Raw genomic sequence first — 24,891 nt, forward strand, 5'->3', positions numbered from 1 at the left:
CCAGGATTCCGACGGGACAGCCAGCTCCCGCCGCCGTTCCTGTGCAGGGAAAGGGAACTGGACCCGCGGCAAGTAGAAAATGCAGATTCGCTCAGCAGGGCTGTGCTGACACCCGCCCCTGCACGACAATGGTCGACTGGACCACAATTTCCCTCGCTGCCCTGTACACCATGATGCTCTTGGAGCTCTCGCCGTGACGCTCTCCGTCCCCCCTTCGCCCACCGCACTCGAAACCGTGTTTAAGCGTGTCATCGAGCGCAAGGCCGTTCGCGCCGAGGCGACACTGCAGGCTGACATCCGCCAGTTCCTGATGGACGCAGACCTCAACCTCGGCGAGCAGGACCTTCTGATTCCCGTGTTGGAAGCGCAGCTGGGCGACGGCACCGGTCACCGCATCGATATTGAGATGGGCGCGACCGTCGTCGAGGTCAAGAAGGACATCAGTCGGCCGAAGATCCGCAAGGACGCGATCGAGCAGCTGGCTAAGTATGTGCGGGCTCGGACAGAGCAGCGCGAGCGGCGGCACGTCGGCATCCTCACCGACGGTGCCGACTGGCGTGCCTATGCGCTGGTCAACAACGAGCTGAACGAGGTGAACCGTCTCGATGCGCGGGAGCGCAACGGCAACGCGCTCACCCTGGTCCGTTGGCTCGAGGGCGTCCTGGCAACGTCCGAGGGCGCGGCCCCCACTCCAGATGCCATCGCGACCCGCCTTGGAGCGGACAGCGTTGCACACTCCATCGACAAGGCGGTCCTGGCCGCGTTGTACGAGGAGAACAAGAGCCGGCCGACCGTCCAGCTGAAGCGCGATCTGTGGGCACGGCTGCTACGTGATGCACTGGGTGCCCAGTTCGAGGACAGCGATGATCTGTTCATCGAACACACGCTCTTGGTGAACACGGCCTCAATCATCGCCCACGCCGTGATGGGCATCGATGTGAAGGACACCTCACCCGCCTCGCTGGTCTACGGTCAGCTCTTCGCACGGGCGAGGATCTCAGGTGTGGTCGAATCGGACTTCTTCGGCTGGCCCCTGGAGACCGAGGGAGGCGAGGGCTTCGTCCAAGATCTGGCTCGTCGCCTCGCCGGTTTCGACTGGTCGAAGGTCGAACACGACGTACTGAAGGTTCTGTACGAGTCGGTGATCGCCCCGGAGACCCGTAAGAAGCAGGGGGAGTACTACACGCCGGACTGGCTGGCCGAAGCCACGGTAGCCGAAGCTGTTTCCGATCCGCTGCACCAGCGGATCATGGACCCGTCGTGCGGCTCCGGCACATTCCTCTTCCACGGCGTCCGGCGTTACCTGGCGGCCGCGCGAGACGCTGGACGGCCATTGCGCGAGGCATTGGACGGCCTCCACGACCATGTTGCCGGCATCGATCTACACCCTGTCGCTGTGGCACTGGCCCGCGTGACATACCTTCTCGCTATCGGCCGCGACACGCTCACCTCTGAGGAGCGCGGTCCCATAAGCGTCCCCGTCTACCTGGGCGACAGCATCCAGTGGGGGCAGCGCACTGACCTCATCGACCACGGCCACCTCGTCATTCAGACCGGCACGGGAAACCAGCTCTTCACCAACGAACTTCGCTTCTCCGAAGCCTTGCTGAAGGATGCCAGTCGCTTCGACGCGATCGTCAACGAACTTGCCGACAAGGCGGCCGACCCGCACCGAACTAAGCGAAAGGTGCCTTCACTCGGTGCTGTCTTCAACCGGCATGGAGTCACAGACACTGATGACCGGGACGAACTGACGGAGAACTTCCGCGTCCTTTGCGACCTGGTCGACGAGGGCCGCAACCACATCTGGTCCTACTACGTTCGCAACCTGGCCCGCCCCATGTGGCTGTCGCGCGCTGAAAACCGCGTAGACGTTCTCATCGGCAACCCACCCTGGCTCTCCTATCGGCACATGTCGGCCGACATGCAGAAGACCTTCAAAGACATGATGCAGGCCCGTGGCCTGTGGAGCGGCTTCGAGGTCGCCACCCACCAGGACCTGTCCGGTCTGTTCATCGCCCGGACCGTGCAGCAGTATCTTCGTGCAGACGGGACGTTCGCCTTCGTCGTCCCCAACCCGGTCCTGGACCGCCCGTACTGGGCTGGCTTCCGCAGCGGGGATTGGGCGGACCCCGACCACCCCATCAAGGTCAACTTCACTGGTTCCTGGGACCTGCGCCGACTTCGCCCGCACTTCTTTCCCCGTGCCGCTGCCGTCGTCTTCGGCCGCCGGCGCCCCCTTGCCATCGGACAACAGGGCAATAGTGCCGTCGCACTGCCCAAGCAGACCGAGATCTGGACCGGAAAGATCGCCAAGAGCGCAGCTCGCTGGGAACATGCCAAGGGCTGGATCACCCGAAAGGCGGGCGATCTCCGCTACCCCAAGGAAGGGTTGATCAGCTCGCCCTACCGGGACCGGTTCGGGCAAGGGGCTACCGTTGTCCCGAAGGTCCTCTTCTTCGTCAAGGAGCAGGCTGCCAATTCTCTCGGCCTCGGCGGCGGCCGAGTGTCAGTCCGCTCCCAGCGCAGCACTCTGGAGAAGAAGCCCTGGAAGGAACTACCCGACCGGGAAGGATCGGTCGAGAAGCAGTTCGTCCGGCCCATTCTGCTCGGCGAGCACGTCGTCCCCTACCGGATTATGGGCGCCGATAAGGTCGTCCTGCCCATCGAGGGGACGAATACCCTCATGGACGGCGAACACGACCACCTCGACCGATACCCAGACCTGGCGATCTGGTGGCGTGACGCCGAACGACTCTGGGATGACAACCGCTCCAGCGAACGCCTTTCTCTGACCGAACAGCTCAACTTCCGGAAAAAACTGACTGAACAGCTCCCCGGCGCGCCCTTGCGCGTGGTGTACGGCGCATCCGGAATGCACGTCTCTGCCGCCCTGGTGGACGATCCGAACGCGATTATCGAGCACGTCCTGTACTGGGCTGCGGTTGCCACACGGCAGGAGGGCATGTACCTCCTTGCGCTCCTCAACGCCCCACGCCTCACGGAAGCCGTCCGCCCGCTGATGTCCTACGGCAAGGACGAGCGGCACATCGACAAGGCCGTGTGGGAACTACCCATCCCCGACTTCGACCCATCCGACCCTAAGCACGTGCGGATTGCCGAGCTGGGGGAAGCGGAAGCGGGACGGATCGCTGAGCTGAAGTTCGACAGGGAAAGCAGCTACATCAAGATCCGTCGCACTCTGCGCGACTTCCTTCTCTCCTCCCCCGACGCCGAGGAACTGGATCAATTGGTGACCGAACTGCTCGGCTGAGATGAGCCCCACGCTTCAGACGTTCCGCTCCCTTCCCTGGCAGGTCCGTGGGTCTTCAGCTGGCCCATCCTGCGTGAGCGGGCCGGCGGGCGGGAGGTGGACCGGTGTTACGCGAATCGCGACCGCACTCTCTGGTCGACGCAATCGAATTCTGACGCTTCACGCGGCACTGCCCGAGATGATCTTGCTGGCCCTCGTGGTGCGTAAGTCTCAGGTCACACCCAGGGCGAGGGCATCGTGACCGGAGCAATCGTGACCGGATCGCTGACCAGGCAAACCCACCGGATCCACGGTTGCAGTTCTGGTTGCGTTCACTGACGTACAGCACCGTTCGGGGAGCCCGCCGGAGCAGACTCCGCCGCAGGTCAGAACACCCCCGCACATCACCGAACACCCAAGCGAACATTTGGAAAGCGTGTTGGGGGCAACCCCTCACGAGTTCGAATCTCGTATCCTCCGCACTCGCCCACCAGGGCAAACGAAGGACCCGACCGCTCAGCGGCCGGGTCCTTCGTCGTTCCGTGGTCTCAGTTTCCCTCCGGCGCGGCGTCGGGCCTACCGGCCGTTGAGAACGGCGCGGCACACACCACAGAACATGGCGGCGTCCCGCCCGTACCTGCGCATCAGCTGGCCACACTCGGCGCAGGGCCCGAGCTCCCACGGCGGGCAGCCCAGCGCGGCGGAGGCGGCCGCCCGTTCGATAGCCGTGATGAGTACCGGGTTCCGGGACGGCTGCACCGGCATCCGAGGGAGGGTGAAGCCGCCGGTGGGCTGACCGAGATCCCGGATGGGCCGGGCGTCGCTGACGAACCAGCCCTACTCGCCAGCCCTGCAGGTCCGGTCTATCTCCTGCTCGGCGAAGGTGATCTCGTCGTCGTCCTCGTGCACAGGGGCATCAGGTAGAGGCTCCTTCTCGCCGATCAGCTCCCGCCACCGCTTGCAGTCAGTCGACGGCACCCACATGTGCCGTCCGGCCCGGCCGCTGCCGCGGTTGGGGACGTAGACCGGCACGCTCTCCCCTGTCGCGCTCTCCAGCACGAGATCTTCGAGGTGGACCGCCTTCTTCTCCGGTTCGCACAGCGCGGGCACGAACCAGTCGGAGTGAACACCGCCGCAATGACCGGCACCGCCGGACAACAGACAGTGTCGGTTGCTGCTGGGAACGCACTTCCACACCTGGAGATGGCGGTACCCGCCGCGGATCACCATCTCCTTGCCGCCGGCGATGTCCTTCCACGGCATGTCGTCCACGCGGGCCCAAGGCGCGCGGTCGATCAGGGAGGCCGTGCGATCCTTGGCCACCCACAGGGGCGTGATGTCGTGCTGCACGGCGTTCACCGAGCGGCGGTGCACGCTGCTGGCGCTGAAATGGTGGTACTGGATCTCCCAGCCGATCCGTTTGCCCCCGGGCCCTGTGACGAGGGCGTCAGAGATGCTGCGCCGGTTCGCTGTGGGAACTTCGGCCTCGGCTCCCAGGCCGTACCGCGAGGCGGTATCGACGATCCGCTCCTTCGTGGCCTTGTGCTGCTCGCTCTCCGCCGGCGTCGCCTTGTGCGTGATCGGAAGGTGCGAGGCGACGAGAGGCCGCCGACCGCCGACGCGGCCTCGGCGGATGAACATCCATGGAGACTTTCCGCCGGCCTCCGACAGGCACTCGCGTCCGTCGTGGTGTGCGAGGCACTCGAGTAACTGAGGGTCGCGTTCGGCGACGCGTGCGGTGATCTCCCGCAGCAGATCGGGACGCCCCGGGTGACCGAGGTCGGGCAGGGACAGATTGATCTCTATGCCATATCCGGTGTGCCACACGCCATTGGCCATCCATCCACGATAGGAGCGACCACCGACAGACCAACAGATGGCGTATTCCAGGCCGTTGACTGACGGCTACTGGGCGGCGACGCTCCCACTTCAGTGAACTCCCAAGGGGTGTTGGGTAGATCACCAGATGTCGATCACCTGCGCGACTGTCAGACCCAGTGGTTACAGTCCTGAACTGGAGATGAGGGAGGGTAGTGTGTCTGTCGGCAGCAGTGATCATTTCGCGCAGATCATGGAGCAGCTCGGAGAAGAGTTGCCCAATCTCGCCGACCAGCTGAAGCAGGAGGTCCGGCAAGGCCGAGTAGCTTCCGAGCAGCGACTCAGGCAGGAGGGGGAGTACGAAGCGCGTGCCAGCCGGCTGGCGGAGGCCGAGCTCCCGCCCCTCGGCAAGGCCGACATCGCCGTTCTGCCGTACACCGACGACGAGCGCATGGAGCTCGTACGCTCAGCACTGCTCACGCTGGCCGAGACCATGTACGCCTCACGCAAGGCAGCACTGGACATCGCCTCGAAGCGAGAGATGGATCTGACGATCGAGTTCGGCGATCCGGAACTGGAATCGATCTCCTATCTCGACCTCATAGCGGAGACGGAGCTTGCCCGGGTCGCCCTGACGACGGTGCGAGGGCCGCTGTCCGAGGATTCCGACGTGGCGATGGGGAGCATCCAGTGAACAGGGCCGATCTGGTGCTGGCCATCGAGAAGGCGATCGGCACTCTGCAGCCCGTGTATCGCGGTAACGCCGACGAGTCCGATCTGTACGAGGCATCCTTGCTCGTCGAATGCCTCGAAGCCGCACGGGCCGCAGGCGGGACGGCGCTGCTGACGCAGGATGGCAGGAATCCGGCTGCCGCCCTGCGTTTCCGCAGGTCCCCCGGAAACCTGTGGTCGGGTGACTTCACTCACGTCTTGGTGGGCTTCCCTGGCACACAGAAGAAGCTGGAGATCCACCTGGGCGTGTTCGTGGCGGCCACCACGTCGAAGGTGGCGCATGAGTGCGATGTCGCCATCCTGGATCACCAGGAGGCCGAACGGAGCCGCCGGGCCATGGTCCACCCCCGGAGCAGGGAGCTCGTCGCCGCGATCGAGGCAAAGCACTACGGCGCCTCACCCGGCCTCGGGATCGGCCGCGGGTTCTTGGGGCTGGCCCAGGAGCTGGGCGGGAAGAAGTGTTCGCTCGTGTTCCCGTCGCAGAGCTCCACCACGCTTGGCGCCTTGATCGCCAAGAAGGACAGCGGGGCGTACCCACAGTTGCTTCCTGGTACGACGGCAGCTAGCCGCCTCCGCTCAAAGCTCGACCAGGCCATCCGTAATTGGAAGGACCGACTTTAGAGCTCGTAACACGATCATGAGCGGGCCTTCTTGAGGCGTCGGTAGCAGATGAGGCTGCAGGCGAAGGCGTCGTGGAGTTCGGTGCGGCGTTCCCAGCGCACAGCGAGGCGTTTGAAGTGGTGGAGCAGGGCGAAGGTCTGCTCGACGACGTAGCGGAGCTTGCCGATGCCCTTGATGTTGGGTGATCCCTTGCGGGAGATGACCGGCAGGATTCGTCGGCGACGGAGCTCGTCGCGGTTGGGGTTGGAGTCGTAGCCTTTGTCGCCGAGCAGGGCCTCCGGTCGTCGGCGGGGCCGGCCGGGGCGGCCTGCGACGGGTGGAATGCCGTCGACCAGGGCGAGGGTCTGAGTGACGTCGTTGACGTTGGCCGCGGTCGTGATGACCTTGAGCGGGGTACCGCGTCCGTCGCAGATCAGGTGGTGCTTGCTGCCCGTCTTCCGCCGGTCGACCGGCGACGGACCGGTGTCGGCGCCCCCTTTTTCGCGCGGATGTGGGAACCGTCCACACACGCACGCGACCAGTCGAGTTCGCCGGCCGCGTTCAGCTCGGAGAGCAGGACCCGATGCAACTGGTCGAAGACTCCTGCTTCCTGCCACCGCTCCAGCCGGCGCCAGCACGTCTGCCCCGAGCCGAAACCCAGCTCCAGCGGCAGCAGTTGCCAGGCTATGTCGCTGTACAGGACGAATAGGATGCCCTGGAGGCAGAGCCGGTCCGACACCGGCCTCGGCCCCGGAGACCGCTCCGGCCACGGCGGCAGCAACGGCTCGACCAGAGCCCACAACTCATCGTCCACGATCCACGGTCGGGTACCCACACCCTCACGAACGGCCGAATCATCACACCGGTAACGGCCTACCAGGACGATTCAGCAAGATCGTGTTACGGGCTCGAAGGGGGTGGTGGCCCGGTCGTCCTCGTTCGTGTGGTATCCGATGGCTGGGAGGGAGCCACTACCTCTTGAAGAGGTGGGTTCCACGGATCAGCCACACGCCTGCGCCCCCGAGGGCCACAGCGATTGCGAATGTGCCGAACGAGCCGTCCGACCGTGAGGTGCCGAACCCGATCACAAGCATCAGAAAGGCACCGAACAAAAGGCCACCGCCAAGGAGTCGTTCCCACACACGCGGCGTCACGGCACTGTTCCCTTCGTCGTGAGCGATCATTCAGTCAGCTTCCTTGAGTATGGCCGGCAGGCTCCCGGCACACGACGTGGCTGCCTGGGCATGGGCGCGTATCGCAGCATAGATGCCCAGACCGAGCCCCTCGCCAGGCTCCGTGTCGGCCGCGAAGGACGCCACAGTGACGTGGCTCCTGGGTCGGGCGATTCGCTGGCTCCTCGCGCATGTCAGCTCCCGGGCCCCCCAATCGGCTACAGCTTGGCCAGTCGGGGTTGTGGCCGCTCGGGTCACGGACAGTTGATCAAGGAAGCTGCCTGCGGTCAATGCCGTCTGTTGCCGAAACGGTCCGCATTCCTTGGTGGCGGTCCATAGCAACGTGAGCCAGGCTCGTACGGCGTCGCTGCTCGGAGCGTACTGATCAACCACTGATGCCAACGCCTCGTCCAAGCCGGCGACCTTCGGCTCCACGACAGCGCACGGCTCGTCAGTGCGCTGCAGCGCGAGGGTCACGGCCGTTGCAACGGTGAGCATGTCGAGTGGATTCTCCGCTCGGGTCAGGAACCTGCGTACGTCACGTCGTACCACCTTGGCGGAGATCGGGTCTCTCGCCCGAAGCGATGCGTCCAGATAGAAGCGCACCAGGTTGCGCGCCGAGGTTGTGGGCTTTGGCTGCGGCAGGCGCGGGCCCAGGTCGACGGGCGTGCCGCTCAGTTGGGAGCGGACGACAGCAGCGAGGTAGCCGTCCACCGCGCTGTTGGCTTCGGGCTGGTCGGGGACCCGCCCCTGAAGCAGGGCAATCCCCGTCATGGCCCGGACGGTCGCCTCCGCCACCGGGGTGTCCGACGACCGGTCGGACCAAGAGGTCAGTACGGCAGATGCCATGGACAACTCGGTAAGAGAGGCCGGCATGCCCCCGTAGTAGGCACGGCCGGTGCCGGCCAGCAGCTTGCTCAGTGCGTCCCGTGCCTGGATGCGCAGGGCAGTGACATCCTCGGGGGACTGCCGCGGATCGTCCTGTGCGGTATCGGCCACCTGGGCCAAGAAGATGGCCTCGGGCACGGACCACGATTCTCGGTCACGCGCCAGCGAGCCAATTTCGCCTTTCGCAGCGTTGCTCAGGCTGCGGGAGACCACGCAGTTGTACCCGAACGAAGCGAGGTCACGCGCCGCCCGTGAGGTTCCCCCGAGATGCGGGGAATGGTGACAGCAGGTCAGATGGGTCTCATGAGAGGAGCCCAGACGATGCCTGCGCCGAGGAAGTACCCGCTGGAGTTGCGAGAGCGTGCGGTACGGATGTACCGGACTGCAGAGCCGAAGCCTGTGATCCGTCGTATGGCCGAGGATCTCGGGGTCCATCACGAGGCCCTGCGTAACTGGATCCGGCAGGCCGAGGCCGACACCGGCGAGCGCGATGATCTGCCCACCACCGAGGAGAGGGAAGAGCTCGCCCAGCTGCGGCGCGAGGTGCGGGAACTACGCCGGGCGAACGAGGTCCTGCGGACGGCCTCGGCTTTTTTCGCCGCACAGCTCGACCCGACCCGGCCCAGGTGACCGCGCTCCTCGACGAGCACCCGCACCTGGGGGTCGAGCCCGTGCTCCGGGAACTGCACATCCCCTCCTCCACCTACTACCGCTGGCGCCAGGCCGAAAAGGAGCCCTGCGAACGGAGCCGCCAGGACACCGAGCTGACCGGCCAGATCCGGCAGATCCACCAGGACTCGGGCGGCATCTACGGATCGCCCAGGATCCACGCCGCCCTCAAACGAGAGGGCGTCCACGTCGGCCGCAAACGGGTCGAACGGCTCATGCGTCAGGCCGGCCTGGCCGGGATCAGCCCCCGCAGGAACAAGGGCTTCACTCGCCGGGACCCGGACGCAGACCTTGCTCCTGACCTGGTACAACGCGACTTCACGGCGTCCGCACCGAACCGATTGTGGGTCACCGACCTGACCATGATCTCCACCCTGGAGGGACCACTCTGGCTGTCGGCGATCCGAGATGCCTTCTCCCGCAGAATCGTCGCCTGGGAGACCTCCGCCCGCGCGGACGCCGACCTGGTCCTCACCTCGCTGGAGTACGCGCTGGCCAGCCGCGAAGTCGCTCCCGGCGAACTCGTCCACCACGCCGACCACGGCACGCAATATACCTCCATCAAGCTCACAACACGCCTGGTCAGAGCGGGAATCCAGGCGTCCATGGGCTCGGTCGGCGACTCCTACGACAACGCCCTCGCGGAGAACCTTTGGATGCTGATCAAGACCGAGTGCATCCGCGGCGGGACCTTCAACACCAGAGCCGAGGCCAACCTCGCACTCTTCGAATACATCGACGGCTTCTACAACCCCCGCCGCATCCAGAAACGACTCGGATACCTCAGCCCCATCGAGTTCGAAGAGAAGCACTACGCCAACCAGGCAGCAACCGAGCCAGTGAACCTGAAACCACGTCAACCCGCCCTGACCAGCTAGTCAGCCACTCCCGCGCAGCGGGGGAACCTCACCGCGTAGTTCGGCAGAGCCTCGCCTCGAATGCTGTTCCGGCAGAGTTCAGGCCGCGCTGCCAGGTGGCTGTTGATACTTTCCCGGGTTTGACGACTGACACGCCTCCACTCACCGCGAGAGGACTTCAGCGTGCTCAGCTTCTCGGCCATCGCAGCCGCAGCCGCTATATCCGGAAGCGATGGCTTGTCGCCCAACAGCCTGTGAGTCGCTGAAATAATGGCAGGCCCAATGGAAGACGGATTCAATTGATCGGGGAATGCCTGAAGCCCGATCCTCAACTGTTGGACCCACAAGGCGGGATCGTCAGGCCGCTTTCCCCCATGGTGTTGCGAGAAGGTTTGAGCGAGAGAATCGACGTCGATACCCTTTGCGGACTTCCCCGTATTTCGGAGGACGGCCACGGCTGCCGCCGCCCGCTCAGGATCCGCTTGGGTGAGCTGGAATGTCGCCAGGCCGCTGTCGACTGTCGCCGCCAGCCTGGCCTGCACTCCTGCTGGAGCAGAAATACGGGGAGCCAGTTGGATCCCGGACGGTTCATCTGAGGTCGCCCCGCACCCAGTGAGACCGATCAGGCCAAGGGCGAGAACCGCAGCGCAGAACCGGTTCCTGGGGACGGAATTCCGCCCCCAGGAACCGGAGGTGGCAAGCACCATGGCTAGACTGATCCGCCCACCGGGCTGCTGCGGTGGTAAGCGTTCACATCGTAGTAGGTCGAACCGTACTTCATGCTGGCCGTCGCAGAGTGCGAGACCCAGATCCATCGACCATAAGCATTCCCGCGGCCGATCACCTTGCCGTGATCGGCCTTCACCGACTTGTTCTTGTCTCCCTGGTACACACCTGCACCACAGTCGTCTTCGCCGCCGACGCCACCCGGCGACAGGCCCGAACCGCTGACGCTCACGCTCCCGATCCCGTACTTGTTGAAGCAGATTCCATCGGTGAGCTTGATGGTGTAGGCCAGGTGCGGGCGGGATGCCTTCTGCACCCACTCCGCGGCAGCGCTGGACTTGTCCAGGGTCCAGGTTTTCATACCTGTTCCCTTCCAGGTGTCCTTGAAGCCGACCCGCAGGTTTCCGACACTCACCTTGCGGGTCTTCAACTCGGTGTTGGTGTACGCCGAGGCCGGGATCGCGCCTGCCGCCAGCACGGCAGCACTCAGGACGCCGACGAGGGCGGCCTTCGTGGAGACGCAATGTGAATTTATCCTCATACCATATTCCCCCTTGCAGTTATTGCATATTCCTGTGTGCAGGCACAGGTTCCCGCCCCTGCACACAGGCGAGCTCGGCGGACATCGCACCCGAAGCAGCAAGAACGGATTAATTCTGACACCTCGGGCACTTTCCCCGCCGCTGGTTGCCGAGCTCCTCCCTGGTCAGGGGAGAATTCCGACGATACTGATGCCGTGAACACCTTGGTCAGGGGCGAACGACTGCAACAGTCGTGCTCGATACCTGAATTGGCCGCAAGCAATTTGAGGATAAGTTGAGGCTACCGACAGCGACCGGGACGTCGGTTGAAGTTGAATTCCTGACGAAGTTGTCTTCGCGGTGGTCTGCTCACTCCGGAACCGGCGATGCGGGGGGGGTGCCTCTATATTTTTCGTCAAGGGGGCCCTGTCGGGTTTGGTGTGGTTCGGGGTGCTGGGGTTACTGAGCGTTTTCAGCGTGGCCACTGATCGGGTGACGGAGCGGTGTGAAGGTCGGGGTGCGCAACGGACAGGGCTCCCGCGCCGTTGAGGGATGTGTTCGGCGTCTCAACTCAGCAGCACAGGAGCCCTGTTGGTTCCGTATCCTGCCGCACTCGACCTGCCTCACGCCCTGGTCGAGTGGGTCGCGATGCTCATCGTCATCCGTGAGGGTGACCGCCGGTGCAAACTCCCGCCGCACCGTCGTGCGCTGGTCGCACTCGTGTACCTGCGCCGCCACGACACTCTCGCCCGCATCGCCGCCGGCTTTGGGATATCCGTCGGCACCGCCCATGCCTACGTCACCTCCGTCACCGGCCTGCTCGCCGACCGGGCACCGGGCCTGCTCAAGACGCTGCGCTCGCACGACCCGGAATTCGTCCTCCTGGACGGCACGCTCGCCGAGTGCGACCGCGTCGGCGACGGCAAGGCCGACTACTCGGCGAAGCACAAGCGGCACGGGGTGAACGTGCAGGTCGTCACCGACCCAGCCGGAGAGATCCTGTGGATCTCGCCCGCGCTGCCGGGCCGGACCCACGATCTGACCGCCGCCCGCGCCCACAGGATCCTTCGGATCTGCGAACGCCAGGGCGTCCCGGTCCTCGCCGACATGGCCTACATTTCGATGGTGCGAGCACCTCCGCGGCCGTTGAGGGTGACCTCAAGGAGCGGGTGGTTTTGCCCGGGCTGCTCGGCGAGGGCGGTGTTGGAGAAGACCAGGGAGGAGGAGATCCGGGTTACCCGTGATGCCAGCAGCAGTACTGGGTTGGTGACGTTGGGCAGCGTCTTCAGGTTGAGGGCCGTTCGGGAGAGGGCGTAGCGACCGCCCTGCTCGTTCGTCCAGGGGTCGTCGAAGGCGGCTAGACCGCCGGTGGTGTCGGGCCGCAGCTTGACGGCCCGGCTGTCGGAGATGGCCCAGGGCTCGGTGGCGAGCTGCTGGGAGAGCTGCCAGGCCAGGGTCTGTCAAACGAGCGGTGTAACTCGGGTTGTTGAGGGTTACTGGCGTGCTGCGGAGAGTCGGCCGTCGAAGGTGATGTCGAAGGCGTTCAAGGCTGTCTTCCAGCGCATGGTCCAGCGGGCCTGGCCCTTGCCGGTCGGGTCCAGCGACATGATCGCCATGTAGACGCACTTCAGGGCGGCCTGCTCGTTCGGGAAGTGGCCGCGGGCTTTCACCGCCCGTCGGATCCGCGCGTTCACGGACTCGATCGCGTCGGTGGTGCAGACGATGCGTCGGATCTCGGTGTCGAAGCGGAGGAAGGGAGTGAACTCCTCCCAGGCGTTCTCCCAGAGCCGGACGATCGCTGGATACTTCTCGCCCCACGTGTCGGCGAACTCCGCGAACCGCTCGAGTGCGGCCTCCTCGGTCGCCGCGGTGTAGACGGGCTTGAGTACCTTGGCGATCTTGTCCCGGTCCTGGCGGGCTGCATAGCGGAAGGAGTTCCGCAGCAGGTGGACCACGCAGGTCTGGACGGTGGTGCGGGGCCAGACGGCCTCGACTGCCTCGGGCAGGCCCTTGAGCCCGTCGCGGACGGGCATGAGGACGTCGTTCACTCCGCGGTTCTTGATCTCGGCGAGGATGTGCATCCAGTGTTTGGCACCCTCGCCGCCGTCGCCGGCCCACAGCCCGAGAATGTCCCGCCGGCCCTCGGCCGTGACGGCCAGGGCAGCGTAGATGGGCCGGTTCGCCACGGCGCCGTCGCGGATCTTCACGTGGATAGCGTCGATGAAGACCACCGGATAGACCGAGTCCAGGGGCCGGTTCTGCCATTCGGCCATGCCTTCGAGGACCTTGTCGGTGATCGTGGAGATCGTCTGACGGGACACCTCGGCGCCATAGACCTCGGACAGGTGGGCCTGGACCTCACCGGTCGTCAGGCCCTTCGCGGCGAGCGAGATGACCATCTCGTCGACGCCGGAAAGGCGCTTCTGGCGCTTCTTGACGATCTTCGGCTCGAAGGAACCCTCGCGGTCGCGGGGCACGGTTATCTCCACCGGGCCGACGTCGGTCAGCACGGTCTTGGCTCGGGTCCCGTTGCGGCTGTTGCCGCCGTTCTTCCCGGCAGGATCGTGCTTGTCATAGCCGAGGTGGTCGGTGATCTCACCCTCGAGAGCGGACTCCAGGAGTCGCTTCGTCAGCTGCTGGAGCAGCCCGCCCTCGCCGGTCAGCTGCAGGCCCTCGGCCTGAGCCCGGCCCACGAGCTCGTCGATCAGCCGGTCATCCACAGACTTCGGCGGCACCGGCTCAGACGGCTCGACAGTCTCGGCCTCGGTCACGTTGTTGCTGGTCATCGATGCATCTTCCATGATCGGGAGTTACACCGAACGTTTTACAGTCCCCCCCGTAGCGGCTCACGATCTCCGCCTTCGACGACCCGTTCTGGCGCCGCTACTACTGCGACGGCCACGGCTGACTCCAGACACGATCGACGGCGCCCGCGACATGGCCAAAGCCCTCGACCAGTGCGCCGACGCCGTGCACCATGCCGTCCAACGCCTGGAACACGAACCGGAGATCGTCGGCCACAATCGCCGGCACCACGCTGGCCACAGCCGCCATCGGCGCCATCGGCGGCATCCAGTCGGTCACCGTCGATCCCGCCGTCACCCAGCCCGGCGCCAACACCCTGGGCGAGCGATCATGGGCGGCGTCCTCGGTGGCGCGGGGTTCAGCGGCACAGGGCGGTGTCCACGGCGCGTTCGAGATTCCTCCGGGCCGCCTCGTCGTCGAGCTGCATGATGACCGCGACATTGGCGGCGCGGCCGTCGTCGGTGGCGCCGCCGCGGGTCTCGTAGCCCGGGAAGCTGCCGCCGTGGCCCCAGGAGAGGCCGCCGCACGGCAGCGGCCTGCTGACGAGTCCGAGTCCGTAGCGGGCGCCGGGGCCGAAGGTCGCTTCGGCGGGGACGGTGGAGCGCATCTGGCCTGCCGCCCAGCCCCAGGAGGGGTCGGTCTCCGTGATGTCGCGCAGTGGCGCGTCCGTCGATTCCCGGTAGTAGCCGTGGGGGTGGGGTTCACGGATGCTCGCGTCACCCGGGGCGGGGAAGTAGGTGTGGCGCAGCCCGGCGCGTCGGGCGACGCGCCGATCGATCTCCTCGGCCAGTGGGCGGCCGGTGACCTTCTGGATGATCAGACCGGCGAGCACGTAGTTGGTGTTGCTGTACTTCCAACTCGTCCCGGGGCCGAAGTCGGCCGGGTGCTGGAGGGCTGTGGCGAGCAGTTCTCGGGGGGCGTAGTACCGGACGTCGTCCCCGAGGTAGTTGCTGTAGTCGGGGAGTCCGCTGGTCTGCTGGAGAAGGTGGCGGACGGTGATGCGCCGTCCGTCGATCCCCTCCCCGCGGACGAGGCCGGGCAGGTAGGTGTCGACGGAGGCGTCGAGGTCCACCCTCCGCTCCGCGACGAGTTGGAGGACGACGACCGCGACGAAGGTCTTGGTGTTGCTGCCGATCCGCACCTGCCCGTCGGCGGGGACCGGTGCTCCGGTGGCCAGGTCGCCTAGCCCTGCGGTGTAGGTACGGCTACGGGTACGAGTACGGGTGCGGCCGTCACGGTCCTTGACGCTCGCCAGCGCGGCGGGCATCCCGTCGTCGCTCACCAGTGCGTTCAGGCGCTGCTGGACGGCGTCCGGCCTCGCGGCGGCAGCCGCAGCGGAGGCGGGGGGCTGGGCGAAGGCGCCCAGCGTCATGACGCCGATGGCCGCCGCCGTCGCGGCCGACACGGCTCGTCGCCGCCTGCCGCCCCCGCCCCGCTGCCGGGTCCCACCCCCGCCCTGCTGCTGGGTCGAGGAACGAAGGCCCTGTCGGGTAGTCCGAGCACGCATAAGTCAGCTCCTGGGGAGAATGCTGTGGTCGGGGCACGATCCTGGTTCCCAGGGCCCTCCGACCGCATCGCGGAAAGGCGGGAGAATTCGCTTCCCCGATCGGGGGAGGCCGCTGGTGGGGTGCCCGGCAATACTGGCGACCATGATCAGAGGAATTCGGTCGCTGCTGCGCGGCTCCACGTATTCGGGTGTGCTGTTCGCCTATTGCGGCGCACTCGCGAGCCTTCCACTGCTGCCTTTCGCTCTGTTGCCGGTGCTGTCGTGGCGATCCGCTCCCGAGAGCGTGCAGTTGGTGCTGGTCCTGCTGGTCTGGGCGGTACTGGTCGGTGTGGTCGGACTGGCGCGCCCCGTGCGGCGGGTGCTGGTCGTGTCCGCCCGCCGGCTGCTGGGGGTGCCGCTGCCGGATCCGGTGCCCGGTCGCCGGATCTCCGGTTCACCCGGCCTCGACCGCTGGCGGACCCCGCTGTGGCTGGTGCTGCACATGACCGTCGGGTGGACGGGGGCGCTGGCGAGCGGGGTGCTGTTCCTCATGGGCTTCTCTCTGCCGGGGAACTGGCTCGGCGGTGAGGCGCGGGCGAGTCTGTTCGGCACGTCGGTCCGGGTGTCGGGCGGGTGGAGCTGGGTGGTGGCGCTCGTGTGCGTTCTGCCGGCAGTGGCCGTCTGCGTACTGGTGCCGAAGGCCCTGCGGTGGTCGGCGCCACGGCTGCTGGGGCCTTCGGCGGCCGAACGGCTCGCGCTGGCTGCCGAGCGGGAACGGCTGCTGGCCGAACGCAACCTGATCGCCCACGAGTTGCACGACTCGATCGGGCACACGCTGACGGCGGCCACCATCCAGGCGGCGGTGGCGGGCGAGGTGCTCTCCGCCGACCCGGCAGCGGCGCGGGCCGCCATGCGCAGCATCGAGGAGTCCACGCGGGCCGCGCTGGAGGACCTGGACTACGTGCTCGGAGTGCTGCGCGAGCAGCAGTCGGGGGCGGCGCCGACCCGGACCCTGGCCGACCTTCCCGAGCTGCTGGACCGCCTGCGGCACGCCGGGGCGGTGGTGGAACCCGAGCTGTCGGGCGAGCTGGCGCAGGTGCAGGGGACGCTCTCCCGGGCTGCGTACCGGATTCTCCAGGAGGGGTTGACGAACGCGCTGCGTCACGGGGCGGGCGGCCCGGTCGAGGTCCGAGTGGCGGCCGGGCCGGACCGGCTGGATCTCACGGTGGTCAACCGGACCGGGGCACGGCTGGGCCCGGTCCCGGGGCCCTTCCCGACCTCCGGTCACGGTCTGCCCGGACTGGCCGAGCGCGTCCGGCTGCTCCATGGCGAGTTCCACGCCGGCCCGGACGGGACGCGGCACTGGCGACTGGCCGTCCGGCTGCCGGTACGGGTGTCGGCGTGAGTGAATCCGGCGCGAGCGAAGGCATGGCCCTCCCCTCCGTCACCGGACCCGCCGTCACCCTCCTGATCGCGGACGACGAGGTGACCCGCAGCGGCCTGCGCATGCTGCTCGACGCACAGCCGGGGATCACCGTGGTCGGCGAGGCCGCCGACGGCGTCGAGGCGGTCGAACGGGTGCGGAGCCTACGGCCGGACGTGGTTCTGATGGATGTCCGGATGCCGCGTCGCAACGGGATCGAGGCCACCCGCCAGCTGCTGGCCGAACTGGCCGAACCGCCGAAGGTCGTGGTGATCACCACCTTCGAGAACGACGGCTATGTCACCGCCGCCCTCAGCGCGGGCGCCAGCGGCTTCGTCCTCAAGCGCCTCCCGGTCCGCCGGATCGCCGAGGCGGTCCGGGTGGTGGCGGCGGGCGAAGCGGTCCTCTTCCCGGCCGCCCTGGGCCGCATGGTCGCCGCCCGTCCGCTGGGCTCCGCGGAGGCCCTGCCGCAGGCCGCCCTGACCGGCCGGGAGGAGGAGGTGCTGCGCCTGATGGCCACCGGTCTCTCCAATCCGGAGATCGCGGAGTCCCTCACGGTGAGCCTGGAGACGGTCAAGACCCACGTCGGAAACATGCTGACCAAGCTCGGTGCGCAGAACCGGACCCATGCGGTCGTCATCGCGTACGAGTCCGGCCTGATGGTCCCGGGCTTCGCCGGCTGACCTGCCTCCGCTCCGCTTCGCGGTGAGCGGGACCGAGCGGAACCGGCCGCGAGCTTCCACACCAGATCCCTCGGCATGGCGTCGGTCACACGCGGGTACCGCGCGGGCATCCGGGCGGACGTAACTGCCTCCTGGGGCGCCACCCGGGCCCTCCGTCCGCATGGATCTGTTCCGTGCACCCATGCCCGTCCTTCGGGCGCAGCCCGGCCCGGCGCGGCTCGGGTATTCGGGGTTCAGGTCCACGTCGGACCGGCGCGGCCCCGGTGTCGCGGTCGGGTCAGCGGGAGGGCTGATGGATGTGGCGGTCCTGTCCCGCGCCGTGGCCGGCGACCGCCGTGGCGAGGCCGAGGACGGCCAGGGCGGTGAGCGGGAGGGTCCAGCTGTGTGTGGTGTCGTGCAGGATGCCGAGGAGGAGGGGTCCGGCCGCCGCCACGAGGTAGCCGATGGACTGTGCCATGCCCGCCAGTGCGGCGGCTTCGCCGGAGCTGTCGGCGCGCTGGCTCTGGAAGGTCAGCGCGAGGACGAGGCAGGCGCCGCGGCGTGTCCGAGCAGGGTGCAGGCCAGGACGGACAGCGCGGGGGCGGCGACCAGTACGGTGAAGCCGCCCGCCACCAGGACCGAGGCTCCGGCCGCGGTCCAGCGCTGGTCGTGCCGGCCCCGGGTGAGCAGGGGCAGGAGGCTGCTGGCCGCCAGGGAGACCACCTGGTAGTAGAAGAGCATCCATCCGGCCGTGGTGCTGCTCGTGCCCCGGTCGGTCAGGATGCTGGGCAGCCACGCGACGGCGGTGTAGAAGGCCAGGGACTGCAGGCCCATGAAGAGGGTGACCTGCCGGGCGAGGCGTGACCGCCAGGGCACCGGGCTGTGGGCCGCGACGGCGGACTCCTGCGGCTTGTCGCCGCGTATCCGGGGCAGCCAGGCGAGGAAGGCCGCGACGGTGAAGGCGACGCCCCAGGCCAGGGCGGCGTGCCAGGAGCCCGGCACGGTGTGGGCCAGCGGCGCGGAGACCCCGGAGGAGACCGCGGCCATGAGACCCATGACGGTCACGTAGAGGGCGCTGACGCCCTGGATACGGTGTGCGGGCACGTTCCGCCTGATCAGAGCGGGGAGCAGCACGTTGCCGAACGCGATGGCGGCGGAGAGGATCACCGTTCCGGCGAACAGGCAGATGACGGAGGGAAGGGAGCGGACCACCGTCCCGACGGCCAGCACACCGAGCGCCGCGACGAGCAGGCGGGCGCTGCCCAGCCGGTGGGAGGCGCGGGCGACCAGGGGCGACGTCGCGGCGAACGTCAGCAGCGGGAGGGTGCTCAGCAGCCCGCCCCAGCTCGACGTCAGGCCGCTGCCGCGCTCGATCTCCGGCAGCAGGGCGCCGACCCCGGTGAGGGTGGTGCGCAGGTTCGCCGCCACGAGGCAGATGGCGATGACGAACCCGACCGACACGGCGGGCAGGCCGGGCTCGGCCGCCGGTGATCCGGAGGCGGAGTGCCGACGGGGCGTCGGAGCCGGCCGTGTGCTCACTGGTCGTCCTCCGCCGCTCATCGCGTACGGGGCTCGTGGTCGCGGATGAGCTGGACGATCGCGGCCGCCGCCTCGCGGGCGCCGTCCTGCTCCCGGGACTCGATCGCGTCCACGAGCCGCCGGTGCAGACGGGCGTGCTCCTCGGCGTGGACGGTGTCCCAGGGCAGGCCCCCCAGGGACGAGGTGAGTGCCGTACCGAGGTGGTCGTACACCTCGACCAGCAGTTCGTTGCCGCTCGCCCGGACCACGGCCCGGTGGAACAGCGCGTCGACGCTCGTGGCCGCGGAGGTGTCCTCGCCGGCGCAGGCCGCGTCCGCGTCGGCCAGCAGCTCCCGCAGCTGCCGCAGCTGGCTCTCGCTGCGGCGCAGGGCCGCGGTTCCCGAGGCGTACTCCTCCAGAACGGTCCGCAGCTCCAGCACGTTGTCCCGCTGCGCGGAGCTCGCCCGGCGCACCATCACCGACTGGAGCTCGCTCGATGAACGGACATAGGTGCCGTCCCCGGCCCGGGGCTCCAGCAGGCCCAGGTGCACCAGCGCACCGATCGCCTCCCGCAGCGTGCTGCGTCCGACACCGAGCTCCTCGATGAGGGCCTGCTCCGCCGGAATCCGTGTCCCCACCGGCCGGCCGCCCGACTCGATGTGCGAGCGGAGACTGTCCACGAGCTGAGCGGACAGGCTGGCCGTCCGCCGCGGTGCGCTGATGCGTTTCATGCAGGCACCGCACACAAACATCAGACATTTGAACATCAGTGATGTGGAGCGGGTACGCGTACGGCGCCGCCGGGCACCGCGGCCGGCCCCGTTCGCCGGGCCGGACCGGACCGGTCAGGCGGTGGGGCCGAACTGGGCCGTGAAACGGCCGGTGAACAGGTCCGCGCCCTTGTATTCGGAGACCATCGCGGCCGGGGCGGCGACCGGACCGTCGGGGGAGGGCAGTTGGCCGACACCGCCCTTCGTGCCGAGCGGGAGCAGGATCGTGGGGAAGGGCAGCGGCCGGTACGTGGCCGTGGGCCGCTCGCCCCTCAGCCGGGCGGTGACGTTCTTGACGACCACCTCGGCGTGCCGCATCGCGTAGCCGGCCATCTTGGCCTCCGCGATGTCGGTGATGTCGCCTACCGCGTAGACGTTCTCGTGCCCCTGGACGTTGAGGAACTCGGTGACGGGGACCTGGCCCTGCGGCGTACGGGTGGTGAGCCTGCCGTCCGCGAGGTAGTCGCTGTTGGTGCGCGTCCCGTAGGCGCGGAACCAGATGTCGGCGGCGATCTCTTCGCCACCGCTGGTGGTGACGGTGAAGACCCCGGCCACACCGGGCTCGGTTGCCGGCGGCTCCTTGAGGACGGTCCCGAGACGCAAGCCGATGTTCAGGTCCTCCAGCCGGCCGCGCAGCTCCTCGACCACCTCCGGCTCGATACCGGGGAGCAGCCGCTCGGCCGGGTCGGTGACCGTCACCCGCTTGTCCGGCCAGACCTCCCGGATCTCCGCGGCCAGTTCGAGCCCGACCGGACCCGCGCCGAGAATCAGCACCTTGCCGGCCCCGCGCAGCTCCTCGTACGTACGCCGCAGGTCACCGAGGGCCTCGCTGACCGAGTCGGAGGCGGGCTTGGCGGGGTAGGAGTAGCTGGAGCCGGTGGCCAGCACCACGTAGTCCGCGGCCACACGCTCGCCCGAGGCCAGGGTGACGCCGCCGCCGTCGACCGAGGCCGCGCGGTCGCGTATCACCCTGCCCTTCGTGAGCAGCGTCTCGAAGGGGAAGAACATGTTGCCCGCCCAGTCGGGCCGGGTGAGCGCCCGCAGCGACGCGGCCGCGTTGACGAACGCGTCCCGGGGATCGATCAGGACGACATCCGCCTCGGACTCCAGCGCCTTGGCGACCGCGGCACCCCCGTAGCCTCCACCGATAACCGCGACAGTACGACTCATGACGACACACTCCACAGAAAGAAAGGGTTGCAGTTCGCACTACGAACAATATTAGTTCGTAGTGCGAACTGCAACCCCTCTCCGAGGAATGCGGCGCCGCGGTATCAGTCCTCGCGGTCGACGGGGGCCGGTTCCTCCTGTGCCGCGAAGACCACCGGAACCTCGTTGTCCAGCACGACGCGGCCGAGCAGTCCGGCGAGCGCGTCCCGCTCGGCCGACCCCAGGCCCGGGAGCAGCTCCTCGACCCTTCGGCACGTCTCGTCGTAGAACTCCCGGACCAAAGCGGCCCCTCGGGGGGTGAGCGCGACACGTACGGAGCGCGTATCCCGTGCGTCCGCCTCGCGCCGGACCAGGCCGTTGCGCTCGGTACGGTCCACGAGGCCGGTGAGGCTCGACTTGGCCAGCCGCAGCATCGCCCCCAACTCGCTCATGCCGTACGGCCTCGGCATCAGCACGCACAGCAACTGGCCCTGCTGCGGGGGCAATCCGTACTTCCGGGCGGACTCCGCATACACCGAGTTCACCAGGAACGACGACCGCACCAGCGCGGCCACAATCCCGATCTCGCCACTATCACGCTTATCCACTCCCCCAGAGTAGCATCGGAAATCCTGACAATTCGCGCCACGAACTATTGACGCGAGGGGTCCGCCAGAGGGCAGGCGGAGGGCAAACGGCCCGCCCTGTTCCGGTGGTCTGCGCGTGCCGGATGATGGAAGGAGCGGACGTGAGGGGCAACGCAGTGACAGACAGTGGATCCATCGGGTCTGAGCAGGGCCTTCGGCCGGACTCCGGCAGGCCGGATTCCCGCAGGCCGGAGAACGTCAAGCCGGAGAACGTCGGGGACAGCGCCCGGCCCCAGGCCGGGGCGGGTGACCGGACGACGGCCGGGGCAGGTGACGGAGGGCCGCCCGGCGGGGGTGCCGGTCGGCGGCGGGGCTCTTCGGTCCGGCGGGTGGGGATGGTCCTGCTCGTCCTGCTCGTCCTGTGTCTGCCGCCCTGGTGGTCGCTGTTCGCCTCCGCCGACTGGCCGTTGCCGGTCTTCCTGGCCGGCACGGTTGTCCTCGCCGCCTGGATGGTCTCGTTCCCCTTCCTGATGGTCGCGGGCCACGGGCGGCGGCGGTCCGACCGGGCCGCCCGGATCGCGGACACGAGTCTCGGGATGATCTGGGTGCTCTTCACCTGGTCCGTGCCGGGCGGCCTGGCGGGACTCGTGCTGATGGGGTTCGGCGTCGGCGGCACCGGCCGGGCCAGGGCCGTTTCCGTGGCCGTCGCCGTGGTCTCGGCCGGGCTGCTGGCCTGGGGCCACTACGAGGCCATGCGGGTCCCCCGGGTGAAGCGGCTGGACGTCGGCGTCCCGAGGCTCGGCGGCGGTCTGGACGGGACGCGGGTCGTCGTGCTGGCCGATACGCACTACGGGCCGATCGACCGGGCGGGCTGGTCGGCCCGGGTGACCGAGGCGGTCAACGCGCTCGACGCGGACGTCGTGGTCCACGCCGGGGACATCGCCGACGGCACCCCGGTCCAGCGCCGGGAGCAGTCCGCGCCGCTCGGGGCGGTCCGGTCGCGACTGGCCAAGGTCTACGTCACCGGGAACCACGAGTACGGCAGCGAGGCCCAGGGCTGGCTGGACCGGATGGCGGAACTGGGCTGGGAGCCGCTGCACAACCGCCATGTCGTGGTGGAGCGCGGTGGGGACTCCCTCGTACTGGCGGGCGTGGACGACGTGACCGCGGAGTCCTCCGGACTGGCCGGTCACAGCGCGAACCTGCTCGGCGCGCTGGCCGGGACGGACCCGGACCAGCCGGTCCTGCTCGTCGCCCACCAGCCCAAGTTCGTCCCGCAGGCCGCCGCCGCCGGCATCGACCTGCAGATCTCCGGGCACACCCACGGCGGCCAGATCTGGCCGTTCAACTTCCTCGTCCGGATCGACCAGCCGGTGGTGAGCGGCCTGAGCCGGCACGGGGCACGCACCCAGCTCTACACCAGCCGGGGCACCGGCTTCTGGGGCCCGCCCTTCCGGGTCTTCGCCCCGAGCGAGATCACGCTGCTGACCCTGCGGGCCGGGTAGCGCGAGCCCGGTAGCGCGAGCCGGGTCGCGCAAGCCCGGTGACGTAAGCGCGGTCGCGCAAGCCGGGTGACGTAATCCCGATCGCGTAAGCCCGGTGACGTAAGCCGTGGTCCTGCGGTCAGTGGCCGCCGGTGAGTTCGCCGCTGAGCCGGTCGTGGATCCGGGCGCTGGGCTGGTTGAGGCCGATGATCTCGACGGTCTTGCCGCGCTGGGCGTACTTGGTCTCGATCGCGTCGAGCGCCGCGACGGAGGAGGCGTCCCAGATGTGGGTGGCCGTCAGGTCGATGACGACCCTGTCGGGGTCGGTGGCGTACGCGAACCGGGTGACCAGGTCGTTGGAGGAGGCGAAGAAGAGCTCTCCGGTGACCGAGTAGACGACCTGGGTGCCGTCGGGGTCGACGGCGGCGGTGACGTCGGCCAGGTGGGCGACGCGCCTGGCGAAGACGACCATGGCGGTCACGGTGCCGACGACTACCCCGATCGCGAGGTTGTGGGTGGCGACGACGCAGGCCACGGTGATGGCCATGACGGCGATCTCCCCGGCGGGCATCCGCTTCAGGGTCTTCGGGGCGATGGAGTGCCAGTCGAAGGTCGCGAAGGACACCATGACCATGACGGCGACCAGCGCGGCCATCGGGATGTCGGAGACGACCGGGCCGAAGACGATGCAGAGCACCATCAGGAACGAGCCCGCCAGGAACGTCGACAGGCGGGTGCGGGCGCCGGAGACCTTCACGTTGATCATCGTCTGGCCGATCATGGCGCAGCCGCCCATGCCGCCGAGGAAACCGGTGACGATGTTGGCGATGCCCTGGCCGATCGACTCCCGGGTCTTGGAGGAGTGGGTGTCGGTGATGTCGTCGACCAGTTTGGCCGTCATCAGCGACTCCATCAGCCCGACCAGCGCCATCGCGAGCGCGTAGGGGGCGATGGTCGTCAGCGTGTCCAGGGTGAAGGGCACGTCGGGCAGGCCCGGTACGGGCAGGGCGGACGGCAGCTCGCCCTTGTCCCCCACGGTCGGCACCGCGATCCCCGCGGCGACCGTGATCACGGTGAGGATGACGATGGACACGAGCGGGGCCGGGATCACCCTGGTGGCCTTCGGGAAGAACACCATCAGGGCGAGGCCGCCGGCGAGCAGCGGATAGACGGGCCAGGGCACGTCGTGCATCTCGGGGACCTGGGCCGTGAAGATGAGGATGGCGAGGGAGTTGACGAACCCGACCATCACGCTGCGGGGCACGAACCGCATCAGTTTCGCGATGCCGAGCGCGCCCAGGACGATCTGGAAGGCGCCGGCCAGGATCACCGCCGCGACCAGGTAGCCGAAGCCGTGCTCGCGGTTGAGCGGGGCGATGACCAGGGCGACGGCGCCCGTCGCGGCGGAGATCATCGCGCGGCGGCCGCCGACGACCGAGATCGTCACGGCCATGGTGAAGGACGCGAACAGGCCGATCGCAGGGTCGACCCCCGCGATGACGGAGAACGAGATCGCCTCGGGGATCAACGCGAGCGCGACCACCAGCCCGGCGAGGATCTCGGTGCGCCAGACCTTCGGGTCGCGCATCCAGTCAGGACGCGGACCGCGCAGCCGCGCGGCCGGGGACAGTTCGGAGGAAGTCAAGAGAAGCGGAACCTGTCGTGCTCGGGCCCGCCCGGAGTCACCAAGGGGCGTGCGGGGCGGCGTGGGGTGTGCGGGGCGGCGCGAAGAGCCGGGGCGGAGAGCCCGGACGGAGAGCCGGTGCTCCGG

General features: G+C 68.1%; 23 protein-coding genes and 1 pseudogene. 9 read left to right on the top strand and 15 right to left on the bottom strand.

Annotated features, from left to right (window positions below; genetic code table 11):
* Positions 1-193: 193 nt before the first annotated feature.
* On the top strand, positions 194-3,274 hold the full coding sequence (locus RLT59_RS17590) for an N-6 DNA methylase (protein WP_311304278.1): 3,081 nt from the start codon (positions 194-196) through the stop codon (positions 3,272-3,274).
* Between the two features lie 555 nt (positions 3,275-3,829).
* Here RLT59_RS17590 and RLT59_RS17595 read toward each other — a convergent pair.
* Together RLT59_RS17595 and RLT59_RS17600 are read right to left on the bottom strand one after the other, a co-directional pair.
* On the bottom strand, positions 3,830-4,018 hold the full coding sequence (locus tag RLT59_RS17595; protein WP_311304279.1) for a hypothetical protein: 189 nt from the start codon (positions 4,016-4,018) through the stop codon (positions 3,830-3,832).
* A 72-nt stretch (positions 4,019-4,090) separates the two neighbouring features.
* Complete coding sequence (locus tag RLT59_RS17600) at positions 4,091-5,092, bottom strand: competence protein CoiA family protein (protein WP_311304280.1); 1,002 nt, start codon at positions 5,090-5,092, stop codon at positions 4,091-4,093.
* A gap of 196 nt (positions 5,093-5,288) precedes the next feature.
* Between RLT59_RS17600 and RLT59_RS17605 the strand changes: the two genes are divergently transcribed.
* A complete protein-coding gene (locus RLT59_RS17605; protein WP_311304281.1) occupies positions 5,289-5,765 on the top strand; it encodes a hypothetical protein in 477 nt (158 codons plus the stop codon).
* Positions 5,762-6,424 (top strand): hypothetical protein, encoded by a 663-nt coding sequence (locus tag RLT59_RS17610; protein ID WP_311304282.1) that lies wholly within the window; start codon positions 5,762-5,764, stop codon positions 6,422-6,424. Before RLT59_RS17605 ends, RLT59_RS17610 begins: the two co-directional genes overlap by 4 nt.
* 14 nt (positions 6,425-6,438) lie before the next feature.
* Here RLT59_RS17610 and RLT59_RS17615 read toward each other — a convergent pair.
* Together RLT59_RS17615 and RLT59_RS17620 are read right to left on the bottom strand one after the other, a co-directional pair.
* Positions 6,439-7,220, bottom strand: a protein-coding gene (locus RLT59_RS17615) for an IS5 family transposase (RefSeq protein ID WP_399126914.1) whose coding sequence is annotated in 2 segments (ribosomal slippage) — positions 6,439-6,918 and positions 6,921-7,220 — 780 coding nt in all. Because the reading frame shifts where the segments join, the coding sequence is not laid out codon by codon here.
* A 367-nt stretch (positions 7,221-7,587) separates the two neighbouring features.
* The gene (locus tag RLT59_RS17620) at positions 7,588-8,601 is read right to left on the bottom strand and encodes a hypothetical protein (protein WP_311304284.1); all 1,014 of its coding nucleotides are present in this window, start codon (positions 8,599-8,601) and stop codon (positions 7,588-7,590) included.
* Between the two features lie 183 nt (positions 8,602-8,784).
* Here RLT59_RS17620 and RLT59_RS17625 point away from each other — a divergent pair, with 183 nt between their 5' ends.
* On the top strand, positions 8,785-9,093 hold the full coding sequence (locus RLT59_RS17625; RefSeq protein ID WP_311304285.1) for a transposase: 309 nt from the start codon (positions 8,785-8,787) through the stop codon (positions 9,091-9,093).
* Positions 9,090-10,010: an IS3 family transposase gene (locus RLT59_RS17630; protein WP_311301867.1), complete on the top strand. Its 921-nt coding sequence runs from the start codon at positions 9,090-9,092 to the stop codon at positions 10,008-10,010. Before RLT59_RS17625 ends, RLT59_RS17630 begins: the two co-directional genes overlap by 4 nt.
* 688 nt (positions 10,011-10,698) lie before the next feature.
* Here RLT59_RS17630 and RLT59_RS17635 read toward each other — a convergent pair.
* Positions 10,699-11,256, bottom strand: a complete 558-nt coding sequence (locus RLT59_RS17635; protein WP_311304286.1) for a hypothetical protein — start codon at positions 11,254-11,256, stop codon at positions 10,699-10,701.
* Positions 11,257-11,827: 571 nt separating this feature from the next.
* Between RLT59_RS17635 and RLT59_RS17640 the strand changes: the two genes are divergently transcribed.
* Positions 11,828-12,553: a transposase family protein gene (locus RLT59_RS17640; RefSeq protein WP_399125615.1), complete on the top strand. Its 726-nt coding sequence runs from the start codon at positions 11,828-11,830 to the stop codon at positions 12,551-12,553.
* Here RLT59_RS17640 and RLT59_RS39380 read toward each other — a convergent pair.
* The 4 genes and pseudogenes from RLT59_RS39380 to RLT59_RS17655 form a co-directional block, all read right to left on the bottom strand.
* Positions 12,493-12,690, bottom strand: a pseudogene (locus tag RLT59_RS39380) (hypothetical protein); the annotation flags it as partial. The gene RLT59_RS17640 and the pseudogene RLT59_RS39380 overlap by 61 nt on opposite strands.
* A gap of 39 nt (positions 12,691-12,729) precedes the next feature.
* Positions 12,730-14,022 carry an IS256 family transposase gene (locus RLT59_RS17645; protein ID WP_311304287.1) on the bottom strand — a complete coding sequence of 431 codons (1,293 nt, stop codon included), beginning with the start codon at positions 14,020-14,022 and terminating at the stop codon, positions 12,730-12,732.
* A 100-nt stretch (positions 14,023-14,122) separates the two neighbouring features.
* A complete protein-coding gene (locus RLT59_RS17650) occupies positions 14,123-14,320 on the bottom strand; it encodes a hypothetical protein (protein WP_311304288.1) in 198 nt (65 codons plus the stop codon).
* Between the two features lie 79 nt (positions 14,321-14,399).
* Positions 14,400-15,446, bottom strand: a complete 1,047-nt coding sequence (locus RLT59_RS17655; RefSeq protein WP_311304289.1) for a serine hydrolase domain-containing protein — start codon at positions 15,444-15,446, stop codon at positions 14,400-14,402.
* Between the two features lie 244 nt (positions 15,447-15,690).
* Between RLT59_RS17655 and RLT59_RS17660 the strand changes: the two genes are divergently transcribed.
* Complete coding sequence (locus RLT59_RS17660; RefSeq protein ID WP_311304290.1) at positions 15,691-16,932, top strand: sensor histidine kinase; 1,242 nt, start codon at positions 15,691-15,693, stop codon at positions 16,930-16,932.
* Positions 16,933-16,955: 23 nt separating this feature from the next.
* Positions 16,956-17,633 (top strand): response regulator transcription factor, encoded by a 678-nt coding sequence (locus RLT59_RS17665; protein WP_311307757.1) that lies wholly within the window; start codon positions 16,956-16,958, stop codon positions 17,631-17,633.
* Between the two features lie 277 nt (positions 17,634-17,910).
* Here the strand turns inward: RLT59_RS17665 and RLT59_RS17670 are convergent, their stop codons facing one another.
* The 5 genes from RLT59_RS17670 to RLT59_RS17690 all read right to left on the bottom strand — a co-directional run bounded on the left by RLT59_RS17670 (position 17,911) and on the right by RLT59_RS17690 (position 21,633).
* Positions 17,911-18,090, bottom strand: a complete 180-nt coding sequence (locus RLT59_RS17670) for a hypothetical protein (RefSeq protein ID WP_311304291.1) — start codon at positions 18,088-18,090, stop codon at positions 17,911-17,913.
* A 53-nt stretch (positions 18,091-18,143) separates the two neighbouring features.
* Complete coding sequence (locus RLT59_RS17675; protein WP_311304292.1) at positions 18,144-19,151, bottom strand: MFS transporter; 1,008 nt, start codon at positions 19,149-19,151, stop codon at positions 18,144-18,146.
* A 17-nt stretch (positions 19,152-19,168) separates the two neighbouring features.
* Positions 19,169-19,810 (bottom strand): FadR/GntR family transcriptional regulator, encoded by a 642-nt coding sequence (locus tag RLT59_RS17680; RefSeq protein WP_311304293.1) that lies wholly within the window; start codon positions 19,808-19,810, stop codon positions 19,169-19,171.
* A 165-nt stretch (positions 19,811-19,975) separates the two neighbouring features.
* The gene (locus RLT59_RS17685) at positions 19,976-21,070 is read right to left on the bottom strand and encodes an NAD(P)/FAD-dependent oxidoreductase (protein ID WP_311304294.1); all 1,095 of its coding nucleotides are present in this window, start codon (positions 21,068-21,070) and stop codon (positions 19,976-19,978) included.
* Positions 21,071-21,174: 104 nt separating this feature from the next.
* Positions 21,175-21,633, bottom strand: a complete 459-nt coding sequence (locus RLT59_RS17690) for a MarR family winged helix-turn-helix transcriptional regulator (RefSeq protein WP_311307758.1) — start codon at positions 21,631-21,633, stop codon at positions 21,175-21,177.
* A gap of 179 nt (positions 21,634-21,812) precedes the next feature.
* On the opposite strand from RLT59_RS17690, the gene RLT59_RS17695 reads away from it, so the two are divergent.
* Entirely contained in the window at positions 21,813-23,141 is a 1,329-nt protein-coding gene (locus tag RLT59_RS17695) for a metallophosphoesterase (protein ID WP_311304295.1), read from the top strand.
* A 118-nt stretch (positions 23,142-23,259) separates the two neighbouring features.
* On the opposite strand, the gene RLT59_RS17700 is transcribed toward RLT59_RS17695, so the two are convergent.
* The gene (locus RLT59_RS17700; protein WP_311307759.1) at positions 23,260-24,708 is read right to left on the bottom strand and encodes a SulP family inorganic anion transporter; all 1,449 of its coding nucleotides are present in this window, start codon (positions 24,706-24,708) and stop codon (positions 23,260-23,262) included.
* Positions 24,709-24,891: the final 183 nt, after the last annotated feature.

The organism is Streptomyces sp. ITFR-6, from assembly GCF_031844725.1.
Classification (GTDB): Bacteria; Actinomycetota; Actinomycetes; order Streptomycetales; family Streptomycetaceae; genus Streptomyces.